The organism is Streptomyces flavofungini (assembly GCF_014650815.1).
Classification (GTDB): domain Bacteria; phylum Actinomycetota; class Actinomycetes; order Streptomycetales; family Streptomycetaceae; genus Streptomyces; species Streptomyces flavofungini.
Genome location: NZ_BMVR01000018.1, coordinates 126759 through 147019 on the forward strand (window position 1 = coordinate 126759; position 20261 = coordinate 147019).

Sequence of the window (20261 nt, forward strand, 5' to 3'; positions counted from 1 at the left end):
AATCCGAATTCCGTGAACGACACTTCCTGGGGGGCGCCGTCCAGAGCCGGGTACTGGGGGGCGCCCGACCAGGGACCGGTCCAGGGTGCTGCCCCGGCGGGTCCCGCATACGATGCGCAGGATGCACTGACTCCTTCGGAGACTCAGCCCATGCCCATCGTTCCCGACGTAGCCGCGAGCGGCGGACACCAGGACGACGACCGGGGGGCTGCTCAGCCGAGCGGCCCCCTGTTCGGTGACGGGGTGCCGCCCGCGCCCTCAGCCCACCCCGCGCAGAAGCCGCAGGAGCCCATGACCGGCGCAGCACAGCCCGCCCCAGCCCCGCCGAAGAAGAAGAGCGCGGGCCGTGACCTCGGGGCGGCCATAGGTGTCGGCGTGGGTCTCGGCGCGGTCATCGTCGCCTCGCTGTTCATCGAGAAGGCCGTCTTCGTCGGCGTCATAGCGGTCGCCGTGGTGGTCGGCCTCTGGGAGCTGACGTCACGCCTTGAAGAGCGCAAGGGCATCAAGGCGCCGCTCGTACCGCTCGCGGTGGGCGGCGCCGCGATGGTCGTCGCCGGGTACGTCCGCGGGGCCGAGGGCGCCTGGGTGGCGATGGCGCTGACCGCCCTCGCGGTACTCGTCTGGCGTATGACCGAGCCGCCCGAGGGCTATCTGAAGGACGTCACGGCCGGTGTCTTCGCCGCGTTCTACGTCCCCTTCCTCGCGACCTTCGTCGCGCTGATGCTCACCGCGGACGACGGCCCGCAGCGGGTGCTCACCTTCCTGGTCCTCACGGTGGTCAGCGACACCGGCGCGTACGCCATCGGCTGGCGCTTCGGCAAGCACAAGCTCGCCCCCCGCATCAGCCCCGGAAAGACCCGCGAGGGCCTGCTCGGCGCGGTCGCCTTCGCGATGGCGGCGGGCGCGCTGTGCATGCACTTCCTGATCGACGACGGCACCTGGTGGCAGGGCCTGCTCATCGGCCTCGCGGTGGCGGCGAGCGCGACGCTCGGCGACCTCGGCGAGTCGATGATCAAGCGGGACCTCGGCATCAAGGACATGGGCACGCTGCTGCCGGGCCACGGCGGCATCATGGACCGCCTGGACTCCCTGCTGCCGACGGCACCGGTGGTGTGGCTCCTGCTCGTGGTGTTCGTCGGCTCCGGCTGAGCGGCACCGTGCACACCTTTTGACCTGCTGTTTCGCGCGAAGGGGCTCGTTATCCACAGGGTGCGGGCCCCTCTTCGTATCTCTGGGACAATGGGTTCACCATGCCTAAGCCCGGAGAACTCACTTTCGTTGCCCCCCGTGGAGCCAAGAAGCCGCCGCGGCACCTCGCCGACCTGACGCCCGCCGAGCGGAAGGAAGCCGTCGCCGCCATCGGTGAGAAGCCGTTCCGCGCCAAGCAGCTCTCGCAGCACTACTTCGCCCGGTACGCCCACGACCCCGAGCAGTGGACGGACATCCCGGCCGGTGCGCGCGGCAAGCTGCAGGAGGCGCTGCTGCCGGAGCTGATGTCGGTGGTGCGGCACATCAGCTGTGACGACGACACCACCCGCAAGACGCTGTGGCGGCTGTTCGACGGGACGCTCGTCGAGTCGGTGCTGATGCGCTACCCCGACCGGGTCACCATGTGCATCAGCTCCCAGGCGGGCTGCGGCATGAACTGCCCGTTCTGCGCCACCGGCCAGGCCGGTCTGGACCGGAACCTGTCGACCGCCGAGATCGTGCACCAGATCGTCGACGGCATGCGGGCCCTGCGCGACGGCGAGATCCCGGGCGGACCGGCCCGGCTCTCGAACATCGTCTTCATGGGCATGGGCGAGCCGCTGGCGAACTACAACCGCGTGACCGGCGCCATCCGCCGCCTCACCGACCCCGAGCCGGACGGCGTGGGCCTCTCGCAGCGCGGCATCACCGTGTCCACGGTCGGCCTGGTGCCCGCCATCCACCGGTTCGCGGACGAGGGCTTCAAGTGCCGTCTCGCCATCTCGCTGCACGCGCCCGACGACGAGCTGCGCGACACCCTGGTTCCGGTCAACACGCGCTGGAAGGTGCGTGAGGTCCTGGACGCGGGCTGGGAGTACGCGGCCAAGTCGGGCCGCCGCCTGTCCATCGAGTACGCGCTGATCCGGGACATCAACGACCAGGCATGGCGTGGTGACCGGCTCGGACGGCTGCTCAAGGGCAAGCCGGTGCACGTCAACCTCATTCCGCTGAACCCCACGCCGGGCTCGAAGTGGACCGCCTCGCGGCCCGAGGACGAGAAGGCCTTCGTCGAGGCCATCGCGGCCCACGGGGTGCCGGTCACCGTCCGCGACACCCGGGGCCAGGAGATCGACGGGGCGTGCGGGCAGCTCGCGGCGGCCGAGAGGTAGTCTTGCGGGCGTAACCACATCTGCATATTCCGACAGGGGAGCGCCACAGCGCTGAGAGTGCGGTATCGGCCGCAGACCCTCTGAACCTCGCCCAGGTCATTCTGGGTAGGAAGTTCGGTCGCTACTCAAGCTGTTGCGCCCTGCCCGGGACGCCGATCGACGATTCGACTCGACGGTCCCGGGCGGGGCCGCGTCTCTTCCTGGTCACTCCAGGAGGAATGTTTCCGTGAGCACCATCAAGAAGGCTTCGGTCACGGCGGTCGCCGTGGGCCTCGGGCTCGTCGCGGTCACCGCGTGCGGCTCGGACAGCGGCTCGGGGGGTTCGGACGCGAAGTCCGTGACCCTGGTGACGCACGACTCCTTCAACGTCTCCAAGAGCGTCCTGAAGGACTTCGAGAAGACCTCCGGCTACCGGGTCAAGGTCCTGGAGGACGGCGACGCCGGGCAGGCCGTGAACAAGGCGATCCTGTCCAAGGGCAACCCGCAGGGCGACGTCTTCTTCGGCGTCGACAACACCCTGCTCTCCCGCGCGCTCGACAACGACGTCTTCGAGCCGTACGAGGCCAAGGGCGCGGACCTGATCCTGCCGCAGTACCGGCTCGCCGGGGGCGAGAAGGGCGTCACGCCCATCGACTCCGGCGACATCTGCGTGAACTACGACAAGAAGTACTTCGCCGACAAGAAGCTGGCGCCGCCGAAGTCCTTCGACGACCTGATCAAGCCCCGGTACAAGAACCTCCTCGTCACCGAGAACGCCTCGACCTCCTCGCCCGGCCTCGGCTTCGTGCTCGGCACGGCCGCGAAGTACGGCGACGACGGCTGGGAGGCGTACTGGAAGAAGCTGAAGGCCAACGGCGTCAAGGTCGTCGACGGCTGGGAGCAGGCGTACAACGAGGAGTTCTCCGGCTCGGCCGGCGGCAAGAAGGCCAAGGGCGACCGGCCGCTCGTGGTGTCGTACGCGTCGTCGCCGCCCGTCGAGGTGCTGTACGCCAAGCCGCAGCCCAAGGAGGCGCCGACCGGCGTCGCGACCGACACCTGCTTCCGGCAGATCGAGTACGCGGGCCTGCTGAAGGGTGCGCAGAACGAGAAGGGCGGCAAGGCGCTCCTCGACTTCATGATCAGCAAGAAGTTCCAGGACGACATGCCGCTCCAGATGTTCGTGAACCCGGTGCGGGAGGCCGCGCAGACGCCCGAGCTGTTCCGGAAGTTCGGCGTGACGGTCGACAAGCCGGAGACCATGGCGCCGAAGAAGATCGCCGACAAGCGTGAGCAGTGGGTCAAGTCATGGACCTCGCTCGTTCTGAAGTAGCCGAAGCGGCTGCGGAGGCCCCGCCGGGGAAGACCGGCGGGGCCCCTCCCGGCCGCGCGGGCCGCGTCCCCGGGCGGCCGCGCGATCGACGGGGGAGCGCGGTGCGGCTCGGCCTCATGGCCCTGCCCGTCGCGTTCTTCGGCGTCTTCTTCGCCTATCCGGTCGCCGCGATCGTCGCGCGCGGCCTGAAGGCGGACGGGAACTGGCAGTTCGGGCGGATTACCGACGTGCTCGGGCAGTCCGACATCCAGCAGGTGCTGTGGTTCACCACCTGGCAGGCGCTCGCGTCGACTGCGCTCACGCTCCTCATCGCGCTCCCCGGCGCGTACGTCTTCGCGCGCTTCGACTTCCCCGGCAAGCAGGTGCTCCGGGCCGTCGTGACCGTGCCGTTCGTGCTGCCGACGGTCGTCGTCGGCACGGCGTTCCTCGCGCTGATCGGGCGCGGCGGGCTCTTCGACGAGCTGTGGGGCGTACGCCTGGACACGACGGTGTGGGCGATCCTGCTCGCGCACGTCTTCTTCAACTACGCCGTCGTCGTCCGCACCGTCGGCGGGCTCTGGTCGCAGCTCGACCCGCGGCAGGAGGAGGCCGCGCGGATGCTCGGGGCCTCGCGCGCGCGGGCCTGGCGGACGGTGACGCTGCCCGCGCTCGCGCCCGCCGTCGCGGCGGCCGCGCTGATGGTCTTCCTGTTCACGTTCACGTCGTTCGGTGTCGTCCAGATCCTCGGCGGTCCGGCGTACTCGACCCTCGAAGTCGAGATCTACCGGCAGACGGCGCAGCTCCTCGACCTGCCGACGGCCGCGGTCCTCACGCTCGTGCAGTTCGCGGCGGTCGGCGGGGTCCTCGCCGTGCACGCCTGGACGGTGCGGCGGCGCGAGAGCGCGCTGAAGCTGGTGGACGCCGCGGCGACGGTGCGGCGGCCGCGCGGCGCCGGGCAGTGGAGCCTGCTCGGCTTCGTGCTCCTGACCATCGTGCTGCTGATCCTGCTGCCGCTCGGCGTCCTGGTGCAGCGGTCGTTCGACGGTCCCGACGGCTTCGGCTTCCTGTACTACGAGACGCTGCGGTCGGCCGACGGCGGGGCATTCCTCGTCCCGGCCATCGACGCGATCGGAAACTCGCTGCGGTACGCGGTCGTGGCCACGGCCATCGCGGTGGTCATCGGCGGGCTCGCGGCGGCCGCGCTGACTCGGCGTGCGGGGCGGCTCGTGCGCGGGTTCGACGCGCTCCTGATGCTGCCGCTCGGCGTGTCCGCGGTGACCGTCGGCTTCGGCTTCCTGATCACGCTGGACGAGCCGCCGCTCGACCTGCGGGCGTCCTGGTTCCTGGTGCCGCTGGCGCAAGCCCTGGTGGGCGTGCCGTTCGTCGTCCGCACCATGCTGCCGGTGCTGCGCGCGGTGGACGGGCGGCTGCGCGAGGCGGCGGCGGTGCTCGGGGCGTCGCCGCTGCGGGCCTGGCGGGAGGTCGACTTCCCGCTGGTGCGGCGGGCGCTGCTGATCGCGGCGGGCTTCGCCTTCGCGGTGTCGCTCGGCGAGTTCGGCGCCACGGTGTTCATCGCCCGGCCGGACAACCCGACGCTGCCGGTCGCGGTGGCGCGGCTGCTCGGGCGGGCCGGGGACCTCAACTACGGGCAGGCGATGGCTCTGTCGACGATCCTGATGGTGGTGTGCGCGGTGTCGCTGTTGCTCCTGGAGCGGTTGCGTACGGAACGTACGACGGGAGAGTTCTGATGACGGCCACACAGGCGAAGCCCGAGGTGGCCGGTGCCACCGGCGAGGCGCTGCTGCGGCTTGCGGACGTGACGGTACGGTTCGGGGCGCGCGCCGCCCTCGACCGGGTCGCCCTCGACGTCGCCGAGCACGAGATCGTGTGCGTGCTCGGGCCGAGCGGCAGCGGCAAGTCGACGCTGCTGCGGGTCGTCGCCGGGCTGCAGGGCCTCGACGGCGGGCGGGTCGTGCTCGGCGGGCGCGACCAGGGCGGGGTGCCCGCGCACAAGCGGGGCGTCGGCCTGATGTTCCAGGACCATCAGCTCTTCCCGCAGCGGGACGTGGCGGGCAACGTCGGCTTCGGGCTGCGCATGCACGGCGCCTCGCGCTCCGAACAGGCCCTGCGGGTCGCCGAGTTGCTCGACCTGGTGGGGCTTCCGGGCGCGCAGAAGCGGGCCGTGTCGGCGCTGTCGGGCGGCGAGCAGCAGCGCGTCGCGCTCGCCCGCGCGCTCGCGCCGCGCCCCCGGCTGCTGATGCTCGACGAGCCCCTCGGCCAGCTCGACCGCTCGCTGCGTGAGCGCCTCGTCGTCGAACTGCGGGAACTCTTCGACGAGTTGGGCACCACCGTGCTCGCCGTCACGCACGACCAGGGCGAGGCGTTCGCGCTCGCCGACCGGGTCGTGGTCATGCGGGACGGGCGGATCGCCCAGTCCGGCACGCCCCTTGAGGTGTGGCGGAACCCGGCCGACGAGTTCGTGGCGCGCTTCCTCGGCTTCGACAACGTGGTCGACGCGACCGTCACCGGCGAGGCCGCGGACACGGTGTGGGGCAAGATCCCGGTGCCCGCCGGGACCCGGCAGGGGGCGTGCCGACTGCTCGTACGGCCCGCCGGGGTGCGGCTCGTGGGGGCGCGGGACGGGCTCGCGTGTGTGGTCGCGGCGCGTACGTTCCGGGGCACGCACGTCGCCGTCCAGTTGGAGCCCCCGGGCGGGCCGAGGCTCGAAGCGGCGTGCGCGCTGCGGGACGCGCCCGCTGTGGGGGAGGCGGTGGGGGTCGCCTTCGACTCGGGTGACGTGGTGGTGCTCGGCTGAGGAGTGGGTGGGGACGGCCTGGTGGGGGGCGCCGGGGTGGTCCGGCGGAGTGCTCGGGGCGTGCCGGAAATGGGGCTGCCGTCGGCTGAGACGCCGATCTATGGTTCGGCCATGACGAGACTGGGTTACGACCGCTACCGCGAAGAAGTCGGCCGCCAGCTGGCGCTGTTCCGGGAGACGCTGGTGGGGGCCGACCTGACGGTCACCGTGCCGACCTGCCCCGAGTGGACCCTCGGGGAGCTCGCCCGGCACACCGGTGGTGCCGTGCGGTGGGTCGAGGCGCACGTCCGTACGCGGGCGGAGAAGCACATCCCCGAGTCGGACGTCCCCGGGGTCCCCGGGCCCGGCGACGACGATCCCGCCGGGCTCGACGCGTGGCTCGCCGAGACGGCGGAGCTGATCGACGCGGCCTTCGCGGGGGCCACGGGGGAGACTGCCGTGTGGACGTGGGCGGGGGAGCACACCGCCGAGTTCTGGGCGCGGCGGATGACGCACGAGGTTGCCGTGCATCGGGCCGACGCCGCCATCGCCGCGGGGGTCGAGTACGTCGTCGCGCCCGAGGTCGCCGCCGACGCGGTCGACGAGTGGCTGGAGATCGTGCAGTACGTCCAGCGGACCAACTTGGCCGACAACGCCCGTGAGCTGCGTGGGAGTGGGCGGACCATTCATCTGCACGCGGTGGACGCGGAGGCTTCGCTCGACGCGGAGTGGGTGGTCGAGTTGGCCGAGGAAGGGGTGGTGTGGCGGCGGGCTCATGAGAAGTCCGACGTTGCGCTGCGGGGGCCGCTTACCGAGGTGCTGCTCGCGTTCTACCGGCGGCGGGGGTTGGACTCCGGGCGGGTTGAGGTGCTGGGGGATCGGGAGTTGCTGGAGTTCTGGCTGGAGCGGGCGTCGTTCGGGTGAGCGTTGCCGTGACGGCTCTGTCGGCTCCGGGGCTGTGCCCGCCCGTGCCGCCCCTGGCGGCCCAGTCGCCCCCAGCGGGTGTGGGACACGACACCTGCTGGGACTGACTGAGCTACCCAGAACTCCCCAGGTCGGCCAGCGTCGCCGCCGCCTCCCCCACATCCCCCACCAACGCGATCCGCGACGCCATCTCCCGGCCCGCCGCCAATGACTGGAGCAGGGGCCAGGCCGGCAGGTGGTGGGTCCAGTGGTGGGTGTCGACGAGGACCATGGGGGTGGGGCCGCCGCGGGACTCGTAGTAGTTGGGGGTCGCGTTGTCGAAGATCTCCTGGACGGTGCCCGCGGCGCCCGGGAGGAAGACGACGCCTGCGTTGGAGCGGGCGAGGAGCCCGTCCTCGCGGGTGGCGTTGGCGAAGTACTTGGCCAGGTGCGAGGCGAAGGCGTTCGGCGGCTCGTGGCCGTAGAACCACGTCGGGATACCGACGGAAGGGCCGCCGGACGGCCACTGCTCGCGCACCGTGAAGGCGGCCCGTGCCCAGTGCGTGATCGACGGGGTGAACGACGGCTCCTTGGCGAGGATCGCAAGCGCCTCGTCGAGCATCGCGTCGTCGTGCGGCGCCGCGTACGCCCCGAGGTTCGCCGCCTCCATGGCCCCGGGCCCGCCCCCGGTGGCCACCGTGAACCCGTCCCGCGCGAGCTGCCGCCCGAGCCGCGCGGCGCCCGCGTACTCCAGCGTGCCCCGGGCCATCGCGTGTCCGCCCATGACGCCCACCACCCGCTGCCCGTGCAGGAGTTCGTCGAGGGCGTCGGAGATGGAGTCGTCGTGCACGGCGCGCAGCATCGAGGCGAAGACGTCCCCGTCGGCCTTGGTCGCCTGGAACCAGGCGTACGCGCGGGCGTCCGGCGTGGCCTCGTACCCGCCGTCGGCGAGCCCCGCGAACAGCTCGTCCGGCGTGTGGAGCAGCCCCCGATAGGGGTCGAACGGCAGCCCCGGGACGGGCGGGAAGACCAGGGCCCCGGAGGCCCGGACGTGCGCGGCGGCGTCCTCCGCCATGGGGCAGCCGAGGAAGACGGCACCCGTGGTGTCCGCGGTGAGCAGCGCGGCCGTACGACCGGTCAGGTCGACGGCCTGGACGCGGTGTCCGGCGAGCGAACCGCCCGCCGTGACGACCTCGTCGAACTCGGTGAGCGTCTCGATCTCACGGTCGCCGGGGTGCGGGGCGGATGCTTCGGAGGGCAGCATCCGCCCATGCTATGCACCCCTGGGACGCGGCTCGGGCTCAGCCCTCGACCTGCGCCGGGTCCATCCAGATGACCTCCCAGGTGTGGCCGTCCAGGTCGTCGAACGCCCGGCCGTACATGAAGCCGTAGTCCTGGGTCTTGCCGTCCGTGGCGCCCGCCGCGACCGCTTTGTCGACGAGCGTGTCCACGGCCTCGCGGCTCTCCGCGCTCAGCCCCACGAGGACCTCGCTGGTCTTCGTGGCGTCGGCGATCTCCTTGGTCGTGAACTGCGCGTAGTGCGACTTGCTGAGCATCATCGCGACGATCGTGTCGCTGATCTGGACGCAGGCGGTGTCGTCCGTCGAGAACTGGGCGTTGAGCGAGTAGCCGAGTCCGGTGAAGAACTTCTTGGACGCCTCGACGTCGTTCACGGCCAGGTTCACGAAGATCATCTGCTGGTACATGTGCGTCTCCCGTGGGGTACGTGCCTCGCGTAAGCGCCTGTGTGCGTCCTACGCAGGATTAGACGGCCCTCCGGCGCGGAACTCATCGCCCGTCGCGCATCTTCTTGTACGAGTTTTCGAGGACGTCGGCGTCAGGGGCACCCGGGGCGGCCGAGCGGCGCGGCGCAGCGGAGAAGGCGGTGCGGCTCAGCGGACGAGCGGCATCGCCGACAGCTCCGCCACCAGCCACGTCACCGGCCCGAACACCGCGAGCAGCGCCCCGGCCCGCAGCGCCGCGCAGCCCCGCAGGAGCGCCGCGGGCGCCCCGAGCCGCAGCAGCGCAGCCGTGGTGTCGGCGCGGGCGTGCCTGGCCTCGACGGCGGCCGTGGCCAGCGTCAGGAGGGCGCAGCCCGCGACGACGACGGCGCCGAGCGTGGTGAGCGGGCCGATGCCCGAGCCGCCGCCCGCCGCGTCGGCGTACAGGGTCCGGGCCGCGTACGCGCCCGACGCCACCGCGCACACCACGCCGAGCGGACGCCCGATCCGCCGCGCCTCCTGCTGGAGCACGCGCCCCGCGAGCAGCCGCAGCGCCCCGGGCCGTACGGCCTGGAGGATCCGCCCGCACAGATGGGTGAGGGCGGGCCCGGCGAGGGCGAGGCCGAGGGCGGTGAGCCCCCACCCGGCAAGCGCGCCGACGGGGCTTCCGGCAAGACCGCCGGGCAGTCGCGGGCCCGAGCCGTCGTCGGCGCTGCTCGCGTACGTCTCGGCGGCGAGCCCGGCGGCGAACAGTGCGACACCCCAGGGCAGACCGCCGGGGGCGGCGGCCGGGGGTGCGAGGTCGGTGGGGTCGGCGTCGGGCACGGGGTCGGCGCCGGGTTCCTCGGCGGCGCCGGTCCCGGCTCGGCGCGGGCGCAGGGCGACGGCACCGGCCACGGACGCGGTCAGCGGCACGAGCGCGAGCAGGGTCAGGGCGGCCGCCAGCGGCAACGGCCGGTCGGCGGCGAGGAGTTCGGCCGCGGCGCCGTCGAACGGCAGGCCCGTCAGATCGCCGCGCAGATGCAGGAAGAACAGCAGCGCCACCATGGAGCCGAGCGTGCAGGCCACGGCCGTGGTCATGGCGGAGATGACCATGAGCCGACCGGGGCCGAGCCCGATGGCCGCGAGCCCGGGGCGCGGTCTGGTGCCGGGGTCGGTGCGGGCCACGGCGACGGCGAAGTACACGGTGGCGGCGAGCGGGGCGGCGCACCAGGCGAGCCGGAGCACGGAGCCGGCGGACCCGGCGTGGCCCATCGCGTACCCGAGGGCGCACAGGAGCAGGAAGCCGGTGCCGGCCGACGCGGCGGCGACGAGGAGCCGGCGCAGCTGGACCAGGGGGTGGGAGCCGCGGGCTAGGCGGAGAGCGAGCACGCGGCCCGGCCTTCCGTGTCGGAGTCGGTGGGGGTGGCCGGGCCGGTGGGGCTGACCGAACTGGTGGTGCTGGTGGGGTTGTTGGGGCCAGTGGGTCTGGTGGGGCTGCTGGTGCCAGTGGTGCTGGCCGGGCCCGTGGGCGTACCGGAGCCGCGGACGCCCTTCGCGCCCCCCGGCCCCCCGCCGCGCCGCACCTCGTCCCCCGGCAGGTGCACCGTGTGCACCCGCCGTCCGTCGAGCAGGGTCACCGCCCGGTCGGCGAGGGCGGCGACCTCCGCGTCATGGGTGGCGAGGACGACGGTGATGCCGTGCGAGCGGGCCGCCGTCGTCAGGGTGCGCAGGACGTGCGCGCGGTCGGCGCGGTGCAGCGGCGCGGTGGGCTCGTCGGCGAAGAGGACGGACGGCGCGCAGGCCAGGGCGCGGGCCACGGAGACGCGTTGGCGCTCGGCCTGGGTGAGGGCGTGCGGGCGTTTGCGGGCGCAGTCGCCGATGTCGAGGCGTTCGAGCCACTCGTGGGCGGCGGTGCGGGCGCCGCGCCGGGCGCCGCCGCGCAGCATCAGGCCGAGGGCGGCGTTCTCCCAGGCGTTGAGTTCGGGGACGAGCCGGGGTTCGGGGTCGATCCAGCCGAACTTGTCGCGGCGCAGGCGTTCGCGGGCCAGTGGGCCCAGGGTGTGCACGGGCGCGGAGTTGAACCACACCTCGCCCTGGGCGGCCAGGAGTTGGCCGGACAGGCAGCGCAGGAGCGTGGTCTTGCCGCTGCCGCGCGGGCCGCCGACGGCCAGGATCTCGCCCTCGCGGACACCGAGCGAGACACCGGTGAGGGCGGGGGATCCGTTGAGTGTGACGTGCAGGGCGCGTGCCCACAGCACGTCGTTGTCCGGCGGGGCCACCATGGCGTACACCTCGGTTCAGATCAGATTGCCTCCCCCGTACGGGGGAACGAAGGCTGGGCCGATCGGTCACTGGGCACGCTAAGGATTCGGCGCCGGGGGCCGGACAAGGACGCGGCCCGGGTGCGCCCATCTCACTCGGATGGGCGCACCCGGGCCGGTCACGGCGCGCGGGGCGGGGCGGACCCCGAAAGGTCCGCGGCGGATCGGATCCGCGATCCGGTCACGGTCAGATCTTGGTCCAGGCCTCCGTCAGGACCTGCCGCACGATGCCCTCGATCTCGTCGAACGTCGACTGGTCGGCGATCAGCGGCGGCGAGAGCTGGATGACCGGGTCACCGCGGTCGTCGGCGCGGCAGTACAGGCCGTACTCGAAGAGCTTCTTGGAGACGAAGCCGTAGAGCACGCGCTCCGACTCCTCGTCCGTGAAGGACTCCTTGGTGGCCTTGTCCTTGACCAGTTCGATGCCGTAGAAGAAGCCGTTGCCGCGGACGTCGCCGACGATCGGCAGGTCGTGCAGCTTCTGCAGCGTCTGCAGGAAGTTGGCCTCGTTGTCGAGCACGTGCTGGTTGAGGCCCTCGCGCTCGAACAGGTCGAGGTTGGCGAGGCCGACGGCGGCGGAGACCGGGTGGCCGCCGAAGGTGTAGCCGTGCAGGAAGGTGTTGTCGCCCTTGTAGAACGGCTCGGCGATGCGGTCCGAGACGATCGCGGCGCCGATCGGGGAGTAGCCCGAGGTCATGCCCTTGGCGCAGGTGATGATGTCGGGGACGTAGCCGAACTTGTCGCAGGCGAACATCGTGCCGAGGCGGCCGAAGGCGCAGATGACCTCGTCGGAGACGAGCAGCACGCCGTACTTGTCGCAGATCTCGCGGACCCGCTGGAAGTACCCGGGCGGCGGCGGGAAGCAGCCGCCGGCGTTCTGCACCGGCTCCAGGAAGACCGCGGCGACGGTCTCGGGGCCCTCGAAGAGGATCTCCTGCTCGATCTGGTCGGCGGCCCAGCGGCCGAAGGCCACAGGATCATCGGCGTGAGCGTGGCTCGGGGCGCGGTAGATGTTGGTGTTCGGGACCTTGTGGGCGCCGGGCACGAGGGGCTCGAAGGGGGCCTTCAGGGCGGGCAGGCCGGTGATGGACAGGGCGCCCTGCGGGGTGCCGTGGTAAGCGACCGCGCGCGAGATGACCTTGTACTTCGTGTGGTTGCCGGTGAGCTTGTGGTACTGCTTCGCCAGCTTCCAGGCGGTCTCGACGGCCTCGCCGCCGCCGGTGGTGAAGAAGACCTTGTTCAGATCGCCCGGGGCGTAGTGGGCGAGACGCTCCGCCAGCTCCACGGCCTTGGGGTGGGCGTACGACCAGATGGGGAAGAAGGCGAGGTCGGCGGCCTGCTTGGCGGCGACCTCGGCCAGCTCGCGGCGGCCGTGCCCGGCCTGGACCACGAACAGGCCCGCGAGGCCGTCGAGGTACTTCTTGCCCTTGTCGTCGTAGATGTAGGTCCCTTCGCCACGCACGATGGTGGGAACGGGCGCGTTCTCGTACGACGACATGCGGGTGAAGTGCATCCACAGGTGGTCGTACGCGGTCCGGCTGAGGTCCTTGGTGCTCACGGCTATCGGGTTCCCCACATGTAGGTCTGCTTCTTGAGCTTGAGGTAGACGAAGCTCTCGGTGGAGCGCACGCCGGGGAGCGCGCGGATCCGCTTGTTGATGACTTCGAGCAGGTGGTCGTCGTCCTCGCAGACGATCTCGACCAGGAGGTCGTGCGAGCCCGCGGTCATCACCACGTACTCCGCCTCCGGCATCGCGGCCAGGGCGTCCGCGACCGGGTCCACATCGCCTTCCACGTTGATCCCGACCATCGCCTGGCGACGGAAGCCCACGGTGAGCGGGTCCGTCACGGCCACGATCTGCATCACACCCTGGTCGAGCAACTTCTGCACCCGCTGGCGCACGGCCGCCTCGGAGAGGCCGACGGCCTTGCCGATGGCGGCGTACGGACGGCGGCCGTCCTCCTGGAGCTGCTCGATGATCGCCAGCGATACGGCGTCGATCGTCGGGCTGCTCCCGCCGCGGGAGCTGCTGGGGTCTGCGCTTCGACTTGCCACGACTTCACTGTGCACGACGTCTCGTCTGTTCCGCAAGCCCAGAGCGATGAAATTCGTTGTACAACAACTCCATGAGCACGGATTTCGCAGATATGGGCGGCTGGGTATGTTGAAAGCGTCGGTGTAGCGACTAGGGTGGGTGTCTCATCCATCGGACAGCCGGGTGATCGACGAGGCGATCCGATGGAGACCAGGCAGTGACTCTTTGAACCACATGGGCTTCTGACAGGAGGGCTGGCAGTGACCACCGAGCTGCGCCGTCTGCGCAACTACATCAACGGCGAATTCCGGGACGCGGCCGACGGACGGACCACCGAGGTGATCAACCCGGCGACCGGCGAGGCGTACGCGGTGGCACCGCTCTCGGGCGAGGCCGACGTCGACGCCGCCATGAAGGCCGCCGCCGACGCATTCCCGGCCTGGCGCGACCTCGTGCCCGCCGAGCGACAGAAGGCACTGCTCAAGATCGCCGACGCGTTCGAGGAGCGCGCCGAGGAGCTGATCGCGGCCGAGGTCGAGAACACGGGCAAGCCGATCGGACTCACGCGGTCCGAGGAGATCCCGCCCATGGTGGACCAGATCCGCTTCTTCGCGGGCGCGGCCCGGATGCTCGAAGGGCGCGCCGCCGGTGAGTACATGGAGGGTCTGACCTCCATCATCCGGCGCGAGCCCATCGGCGTCTGCGCGCAGGTCGCGCCGTGGAACTACCCCATGATGATGGGCGTGTGGAAGTTCGCCCCGGCGCTCGCCGCGGGCAACACGGTCGTCCTCAAGCCGTCCGACACGACCCCCGCGTCCACGGTCCTGATGGCCGAGATCATCGGCTCGATCGTGCCGCCCGGCGTCTTCAACGTCATCTGCGGCGACCGTGACACCGGCCGCGCCATGGTCGAGCACCGCACCCCGGCGATGGCCTCCATCACCGGCTCCGTGCGCGCCGGCATGCAGGTCGCCGAGTCCGCCTCCAAGGACCTCAAGCGGGTCCACCTGGAGCTCGGTGGCAAGGCGCCGGTCGTGGTCTTCGAGGACACCGACATCGCCAAGGCCGTCGAGGACATCTCGGTCGCGGGCTTCTTCAACGCGGGCCAGGACTGTACGGCGGCGACGCGTGTCCTCGTCCACGAGTCCATCCACGACGAGTTCGTGACCGCCCTCGCCAAGGCCGCCGCCGACACGAAGACCGGGCAGCCGGACGACGAGGACGTGCTGTACGGGCCGCTGAACAACGCCAACCAGCTGAAGCAGGTCACCGGTTTCATCGACCGGCTGCCCGCGCACGCCAAGGTGGAGGCGGGCGGCCAGCGCGTCGGCGAGAAGGGCTACTTCTTCGCGCCGACCGTCGTCTCCGGCCTCAAGCAGGACGACGAGATCATCCAGAACGAGGTCTTCGGCCCGGTCATCACCGTCCAGTCCTTCACGGACGAGGCCCAGGCCATCGAGTACGCGAACGGCGTCGACTACGCCCTCGCCTCCTCGGTGTGGACCAAGGACCACGCCCGCGCGATGCGCCTGTCCAAGGCCCTCGACTTCGGCTGCGTGTGGATCAACACCCACATCCCGCTGGTCGCGGAGATGCCGCACGGCGGCTTCAAGAAGTCCGGCTACGGCAAGGACCTGTCGGCGTACGGCTTCGACGACTACACGCGCATCAAGCACGTGATGACGTCGATCGAGGGCTGAGTTCCCCCGGCGGGGCGCCCTGGCGTGGGGTGCCTGACGTAGGGCGCCTAAATCGGATGCTCTGATCGCCGCCCCCGCGTACCGTTGCGTACGCGGGGGCGGCTCCGCTGTGTGCTTCCTTCTCCCTTCTTATGCAAAAAGATCCGTAGCGCACACACTCTCCGCCCCCGCTTTTCTGCTCCCTGGGGGATGGGGACCCACTGATGACCGCCGATGACCTGGCCGCGCTGCTGCTGCGCCGCCGACAGAGTGTGCACGTGCCCGGGGCGTCTGGGGGCGCCGAAGCCGGGGGCGCCACCGAGGGCTCCGCGCCCGCCGACGTGCGGGCCGCCGTCATCGTCCTCGAAGCCGAACTCGCCGACCGCGGCCACCTGTTGACCACCCCGCTGCGCCGCGCGCTCACCGCGCTGCCCGTCCGCGACCTCGTCGCCACCGGCACCCGGCTGCTCCAGGACGTCGACGCGCTCCTCGGCTCCGACCGCACGCACACCCCGCTGTTCGCGGGCTTCCCGCACACGGCGCCGTACCGGCACGCCCGCGACCGCTACACCAGCGTCATCATCGACCACCTCGCCGCCCAGCCCCACCAGCCCTGCATGGCCTGCGGCCTGACGGGCTGCCGGGTGCGCGCGCTCACGCCCTGCGCGCATCTGGTCTGCGAGTGCTGCGTGGAGACGATCGAGGGCTGCTGCGAGCTGTGCTGCGAGTGGTACGCGTGCCCGGTCTGCGACAGCCGGTACGACACCCAGGGCCCCACCGACCCGTGGATCACCCCGGCGACCGGCCCCGACGCCCCGCGCGGCGACGGCGGCCCCGTCCTGCGCGCCCTGCGCCTGGGCGCGCCCGACGACACCGCCGCCGAACTCGCCGCGCTGCTCGCCCGCCGCACCCCGCTGAACCCGCAGGACCACGACGACCTGGTCCTGCTGCTCGGCCGGGTGCACCCGCGGGACGCCGCCGACCGGCTGCCCCCGGAGATCCCGCTGCGCGAGAGCAAGGCCCTGGTCCTCGCCCCGCTCCTGGACGACCCGGCCACGCGCCCGATCGTCGCCCGCTATGCCGACACGGCCACGGACGTCCTCCGGCTCCTCGTCGTGCGCTCCGGCGGCGACCCCGACCTGCTCGAACTGCCGCGCCTGCGCGGGCTCCCGCGACCGGTGCGGCGCGAACTCCTCGCCCTGCTCGGCACGTTCGGGCTCGGGAACCTCTGCGAGGACTTCGCCCGGTACCCCGGTGCCTGGAAGCGCGTCGGCGAGGTCCTGCACCCCTTTGAGGGGGGCGCGCGGGTCGAGCGGCACGCCCGGGCCGCGCTCGCCTTCGCCGTCCTGCGCGGCACCCGCCTCGACGACCCGGTGCTCGCCGACGTACTCCTCACCGAGGCCGCGCACCACGACGACATCCGTCTGGACGGCGACCGCCTGCACCACACCGGCTGGCAGGGCCGCGTCGAGGCGGCGCTCGCCCGCTGGGACACCACGGCCGCGACCGCCCTGCTGCGCGCCCGCCCCGGTGAGCTGCTGCGCCGAATCGACGTGCTCCTGGCCCGCTCCGGCGAGACGATGCTGCCCGAGGCGATCGGCGAGGCCCTGGCCCACGCCCTGCCGCGGGCGGGCGCGGGGCCGCTGCTCGGGGCGTACGGCCGGATGAAGGTCCGCGCGGAGCCCGGCGGGCGCCGGGTGTTCTTCCCTCGCGGCCGCGTCACGCAGGCGTTCGCGGTCGAGGACCACCGCCCGCCGCTGCCGCCGCGGGTGGCCTCCCGGGCGGCGGAGCTCATCGAGGCCGAGGCTGTGCGGCGGCTCGCGGCGGGGGTGGGGGGCCTCGCCGGGGGCGGTGTGCGGGACGACCGTGTCGAGGCCGGTGGGCAGGGCGATCGTGTCGAGGCCGGTGGGCGGAAGGGCCGCCTCGGGGCCGATGGCCGGACCGTCCCGGCCGCCGCCGTCGCCACCGCCGTTCCGCCCTACGACATCGCGGTGCTCGACGCCGCCCTCGGCGACCTGCCCGTCCCCTTCGCGGAGCGTGCCTCGGCCGTGTCGCTGGTGTCCGTGCCGCGCGGCAGCTCGCTGCCCCTGCCCGGTGACAGCGAGCGGCTGCGGCTCTTCCTGCACTGGCTCCAGCCCAAGGGCGTACGGGTCGACCTCGATCTGTCCGTCGCGCTGTACGACGACGCGTGGCGGTTCGTCGGGCTCTGCGACTACACCCAGCTCGAGTACGGGGGCGGCGCCGCGCGGCACTCGGGGGACCTGACCTCGGCGCCCGCGCCGCACGGCGCCACCGAGTACCTGGACCTGGACCTGCCTCGGCTCGCCAAGGCCGGGATCCGGTACGTCGTGCCCGCGGTGCTCTCCTACAACAACGTGCCCTTCGACGAACTCCCCGACGCCTTCGCCGGGTTCATGGCCGTGGACCCGGCCGAGCAGGGCCGCGTCCGCTACGACCCGCGCACCGTGCGCCAGCGGTTCGACCTCGCGGGCGAGGCGGCGCTGCGCGTACCGATGGTCGTCGACCTGCGCTCCCGCCGAGCCTGGTGGGCCGACCTCACGCTCGCCACGGGCGACGGCAACCACGACGTCTGGCGCTACCGCGCGGTGCTCGGCCGCGCCGGGCACGACCTGGTCGACACCTTCGAGACCGGCGGCCGCGCCACCCTCTGGGACCTGGCCTGCTGGACGGCGGCGGCCCGCACCGACGGCGACGTCCTGGTACGCGGCCGCGGCCACGTCCTGTGGGGCTACCGCCGTGAACCGGACGAGCCGCGCGCCGACTTCGCCGTCCGGATCCGCGACGGGTGGGAGCCCGATGTCCTGTGCGCCGAGCCCGAGCTGACGGACCGTCGGGCGTTCGTCGCCCTGGTCCACGGCGACCTGGCCGGTACGGAACGCGCCGCGTCCGGCACGGCGTACCGGCTGTTCCCCGGGCCGCTCGACGAGGGGCCGCTGACGCGGGTGACGGCGTCGGACCTGGCGGGGTGGCTGGGGCCGGCCGCACGCTGACGGTTCCGCGTCGTACGCGCGCCGTTCCGTCGCGCGGCCCGACGACCTGTCGGGCCGCGCCGCCCACTGCCTGGACCTCGTCGCCCTGGTGCACCGCCCCGGCCGCCTGGACCCCCTGGACCAGGCGACCCCCTGGACAGGGTGTCGGCCCCGAGACCACCCACTCGACGCCTCGTCCATTGTTCGCGCCGGGCCGCCGGGGCATCCTGCGGGGGTGCCAGCCAACCGAGCCACCTGCCGCCCCACTCGCCGGACCCTCCTTCGCGCCCTGGGCGGAGCCGCCGCGCTCGGCGGCCTCGCGGGGTGCGGGGTGCCCGCCGCCTATGTGAAGCCCGGTGACCGGGCGGCGGCGGACCGTTCCGCCCGTGAGCGGCGGCTCGTCTTCGCCAACTGGCCGCTGTACATCGACACCGACGACGAGGACAAGTCGAAGCGGCCGACGCTGGCCGCCTTCGAGAAGCGCACCGGGATCGACGTGCGCTACACGGAGGAGATCAACGACAACGACGAGTTCTTCGGCAAGATCAGCCCGTCCCTGATGAACCACCAGGCGACCGGCCGCGACCTCATCGTCATCAGCGACTGGATGTGCGCCCGGTTCGTGCGCCTCGGCTGGGTGCAGGAGATGGACCGGGCCCGGCAGCCGAACGTCACCCGGCACCTCGACCCGCTGCTGCGCTCGCCCAGCTTCGACCGGGGCCGCAAGTTCACGGTGCCGTGGCAGTCGGGGATCACCGGCATCGCGTACAACAAGAGGCGGCTCGGGCGGGAGATCCGGCACGTGTCGGACCTGTGGGCGGGTGATCTGAAGGGGCGCGTCACGCTGCTCTCCGGGCTCGACGAGGCGTTCGCGCTGCTCATGCAGGGGGACGGTGTCGACGTCACGAAGTGGACGGCCGACGACTTCCACCGGATGTGCGACCGGGTCGAGAAGCTGGTCGACAGCCACCACATCCGCCGCTTCACCGGCAACGACTACATCAAGGACCTCGCCAGCGGCGACGTCCTCGCCTGCCAGGCCTACAGCGGAGACGTCATCCAGCTCCGCGCCGACGACCCGGACATCGAGTTCGTCGTCCCCGAGGAGGGCGCGGAACTCTGGGCCGAGTCCCTGATGATCCCCAACCTCGCCCGCCACAAGGCCAACGCGGAACGCCTCATCGACCACTACTACGAACCCGAGGTCGCCGCCGAACTCGCCGCCTGGGTCAACTACGTCTGCCCCGTGCCCGCCGCCCGCGACGTCCTCGCCGCCAGCAAGGACAAGGAGCTGGCGGCGCTCGCCGAGGACCCGCTGATCTTCCCGGACGACGGCATGCGCAAGCGGCTCGCGATCGCGCGGGACATCACGTCCGGGGAGCGCACGGAGTTCGCTAAGCGGTGGAACTCGCTGGCCGGGTTGTAGCGGGCGCCGACCGGTCGTCGGCGGGCTTCGACCGGTCGTCGGCGGGCTCCGGCCGGGCTGCGGCAGCTGTCGGCCGGGCCGTCGCGGGCATCGCCACCACCTCCCACGCCGCCATCGCCCGGTCCACCGTCCGGTCCAGGTCCGCGCCGGTCGCCCCGTCGCGGGCCTGGACCGACATGCCCTGGATGACCGTGGTGTAGAAGGCGGCCATGGCCTCGGTGTCCGTGTCCGCGGGGAGTTCGCCCTCCTGGACGGCCCGGTCAAGACGGCGGGCCGTCAGCCGCGCGCCCGCCTTCCGCCAGGTCGCCAGGTGGTCGCGCACGGGGGCGTTCGCCGGTGAGCAGTTGGTGGCGGCGAGCACGATCATGCAGCCGCTGGGGCTGCCCTCGGCGGTGTACGCGCGCGCGTTCCAGCGCAGTACGGCCTCCACCGCGTCCCGTGCGGAGGGGAGTTCGGTCAGCGCCTGGGCCATGGGCGCGCCCTCGGTGGCGTCGTACAGCGTGACCGCCTCCCGGAACAGCGCCTCCTTGGAGCCGAACGCGGCGTACAGGCTGGGCGACGCGATGCCCATCGCCGAGGTGAGGTCCGTCATCGACGTGGCCTCGTACCCCTGCGTCCAGAACACCTCCATGGCCCGGCGCAGCGCCGTGTCCCGGTCGAACGCCCGGGGTCGTCCGCGTCCCGCCATGGCTCCCGCCTCCCTCGCGCGCATTTCTGTAGTGAGTGACAAATATAGGCCTTGACGTGAGGGTACGCCCGTGTGAA

16 protein-coding genes are annotated in these 20261 nt (G+C 72.2%); 9 read left to right on the top strand and 7 right to left on the bottom strand.

What is annotated here, in order from left to right; all coding sequences use genetic code 11:
* Positions 1-12 precede the first annotated feature (12 nt).
* The 6 genes from IE274_RS34650 (at position 13) to IE274_RS34675 (ending at position 7363) form a co-directional block, all read left to right on the top strand.
* The gene (locus tag IE274_RS34650; RefSeq protein WP_190119903.1) at positions 13-1149 is read left to right on the top strand and encodes a phosphatidate cytidylyltransferase; all 1137 of its coding nucleotides are present in this window, start codon (positions 13-15) and stop codon (positions 1147-1149) included.
* Between the two features lie 101 nt (positions 1150-1250).
* Positions 1251-2357, top strand: a complete 1107-nt coding sequence (gene rlmN / locus IE274_RS34655; RefSeq protein WP_190119904.1) for a dual-specificity RNA methyltransferase RlmN — start codon at positions 1251-1253, stop codon at positions 2355-2357.
* A gap of 226 nt (positions 2358-2583) precedes the next feature.
* Positions 2584-3666, top strand: coding sequence for a thiamine ABC transporter substrate-binding protein (locus IE274_RS34660; protein WP_190119905.1), 1083 nt, complete (start codon positions 2584-2586; stop codon positions 3664-3666).
* Complete coding sequence (locus tag IE274_RS34665) at positions 3642-5393, top strand: ABC transporter permease (RefSeq protein WP_190119906.1); 1752 nt, start codon at positions 3642-3644, stop codon at positions 5391-5393. The genes IE274_RS34660 and IE274_RS34665 overlap by 25 nt, the downstream gene beginning before the upstream one ends.
* Positions 5393-6460 carry an ABC transporter ATP-binding protein gene (locus tag IE274_RS34670; protein ID WP_190119907.1) on the top strand — a complete coding sequence of 356 codons (1068 nt, stop codon included), beginning with the start codon at positions 5393-5395 and terminating at the stop codon, positions 6458-6460. Before IE274_RS34665 ends, IE274_RS34670 begins: the two co-directional genes overlap by 1 nt.
* Before the next feature lie 111 nt (positions 6461-6571).
* On the top strand, positions 6572-7363 hold the full coding sequence (locus IE274_RS34675) for a maleylpyruvate isomerase family mycothiol-dependent enzyme (RefSeq protein WP_190119908.1): 792 nt from the start codon (positions 6572-6574) through the stop codon (positions 7361-7363).
* Positions 7364-7475: 112 nt separating this feature from the next.
* On the opposite strand, the gene IE274_RS34680 is transcribed toward IE274_RS34675, so the two are convergent.
* From IE274_RS34680 to IE274_RS34705, 6 genes are all read right to left on the bottom strand, one after another.
* Positions 7476-8606 (bottom strand): LOG family protein, encoded by a 1131-nt coding sequence (locus IE274_RS34680; protein ID WP_190119909.1) that lies wholly within the window; start codon positions 8604-8606, stop codon positions 7476-7478.
* A gap of 37 nt (positions 8607-8643) precedes the next feature.
* Positions 8644-9048 (bottom strand): VOC family protein, encoded by a 405-nt coding sequence (locus IE274_RS34685; RefSeq protein ID WP_190119910.1) that lies wholly within the window; start codon positions 9046-9048, stop codon positions 8644-8646.
* Between the two features lie 186 nt (positions 9049-9234).
* Positions 9235-10434 carry a hypothetical protein gene (locus IE274_RS34690; protein ID WP_190119911.1) on the bottom strand — a complete coding sequence of 400 codons (1200 nt, stop codon included), beginning with the start codon at positions 10432-10434 and terminating at the stop codon, positions 9235-9237.
* The gene (locus tag IE274_RS34695) at positions 10416-11327 is read right to left on the bottom strand and encodes an ABC transporter ATP-binding protein (protein WP_229909999.1); all 912 of its coding nucleotides are present in this window, start codon (positions 11325-11327) and stop codon (positions 10416-10418) included. The genes IE274_RS34690 and IE274_RS34695 overlap by 19 nt, the downstream gene beginning before the upstream one ends.
* A gap of 226 nt (positions 11328-11553) precedes the next feature.
* Entirely contained in the window at positions 11554-12942 is a 1389-nt protein-coding gene (locus tag IE274_RS34700) for an aspartate aminotransferase family protein (RefSeq protein WP_190119912.1), read from the bottom strand.
* A complete protein-coding gene (locus tag IE274_RS34705) occupies positions 12927-13436 on the bottom strand; it encodes an Lrp/AsnC family transcriptional regulator (RefSeq protein ID WP_190119913.1) in 510 nt (169 codons plus the stop codon). Before IE274_RS34705 ends, IE274_RS34700 begins: the two co-directional genes overlap by 16 nt.
* A gap of 225 nt (positions 13437-13661) precedes the next feature.
* Here IE274_RS34705 and IE274_RS34710 point away from each other — a divergent pair, with 225 nt between their 5' ends.
* The 3 genes from IE274_RS34710 (at position 13662) to IE274_RS34720 (ending at position 19496) form a co-directional block, all read left to right on the top strand.
* A complete protein-coding gene (locus IE274_RS34710; protein ID WP_190119914.1) occupies positions 13662-15101 on the top strand; it encodes a gamma-aminobutyraldehyde dehydrogenase in 1440 nt (479 codons plus the stop codon).
* 203 nt (positions 15102-15304) lie between these two features.
* Positions 15305-18091, top strand: a complete 2787-nt coding sequence (locus IE274_RS34715; protein ID WP_229910000.1) for a hypothetical protein — start codon at positions 15305-15307, stop codon at positions 18089-18091.
* A 214-nt stretch (positions 18092-18305) separates the two neighbouring features.
* Positions 18306-19496: a polyamine ABC transporter substrate-binding protein gene (locus IE274_RS34720; RefSeq protein WP_190119915.1), complete on the top strand. Its 1191-nt coding sequence runs from the start codon at positions 18306-18308 to the stop codon at positions 19494-19496.
* On the opposite strand, the gene IE274_RS34725 is transcribed toward IE274_RS34720, so the two are convergent.
* Positions 19465-20184 carry a TetR/AcrR family transcriptional regulator gene (locus IE274_RS34725; RefSeq protein WP_190119916.1) on the bottom strand — a complete coding sequence of 240 codons (720 nt, stop codon included), beginning with the start codon at positions 20182-20184 and terminating at the stop codon, positions 19465-19467. The two genes, IE274_RS34720 and IE274_RS34725, sit on opposite strands and share 32 nt — an antisense overlap.
* Positions 20185-20261: the final 77 nt, after the last annotated feature.

Excerpts from the sequence above, each read along its gene's own strand:
- rlmN (WP_190119904.1), top strand. The coding sequence starts at position 1,251 with ATGCCTAAGCCCGGAGAACTCACTTTCGTTGCCCCCCGTGGAGCCAAG.
- IE274_RS34665 (WP_190119906.1), top strand. The coding sequence starts at position 3,642 with ATGGACCTCGCTCGTTCTGAAGTAGCCGAAGCGGCTGCGGAGGCCCCG.
- IE274_RS34670 (WP_190119907.1), top strand. The coding sequence starts at position 5,393 with ATGACGGCCACACAGGCGAAGCCCGAGGTGGCCGGTGCCACCGGCGAG.
- IE274_RS34675 (WP_190119908.1), top strand. The coding sequence starts at position 6,572 with ATGACGAGACTGGGTTACGACCGCTACCGCGAAGAAGTCGGCCGCCAG.
- IE274_RS34680 (WP_190119909.1), bottom strand. The coding sequence starts at position 8,606 with ATGCTGCCCTCCGAAGCATCCGCCCCGCACCCCGGCGACCGTGAGATC.
- IE274_RS34685 (WP_190119910.1), bottom strand. The coding sequence starts at position 9,048 with ATGTACCAGCAGATGATCTTCGTGAACCTGGCCGTGAACGACGTCGAG.
- IE274_RS34695 (WP_229909999.1), bottom strand. The coding sequence starts at position 11,327 with ATGGTGGCCCCGCCGGACAACGACGTGCTGTGGGCACGCGCCCTGCAC.
- IE274_RS34715 (WP_229910000.1), top strand. The coding sequence starts at position 15,305 with ATGACCGCCGATGACCTGGCCGCGCTGCTGCTGCGCCGCCGACAGAGT.
- IE274_RS34725 (WP_190119916.1), bottom strand. The coding sequence starts at position 20,184 with ATGGCGGGACGCGGACGACCCCGGGCGTTCGACCGGGACACGGCGCTG.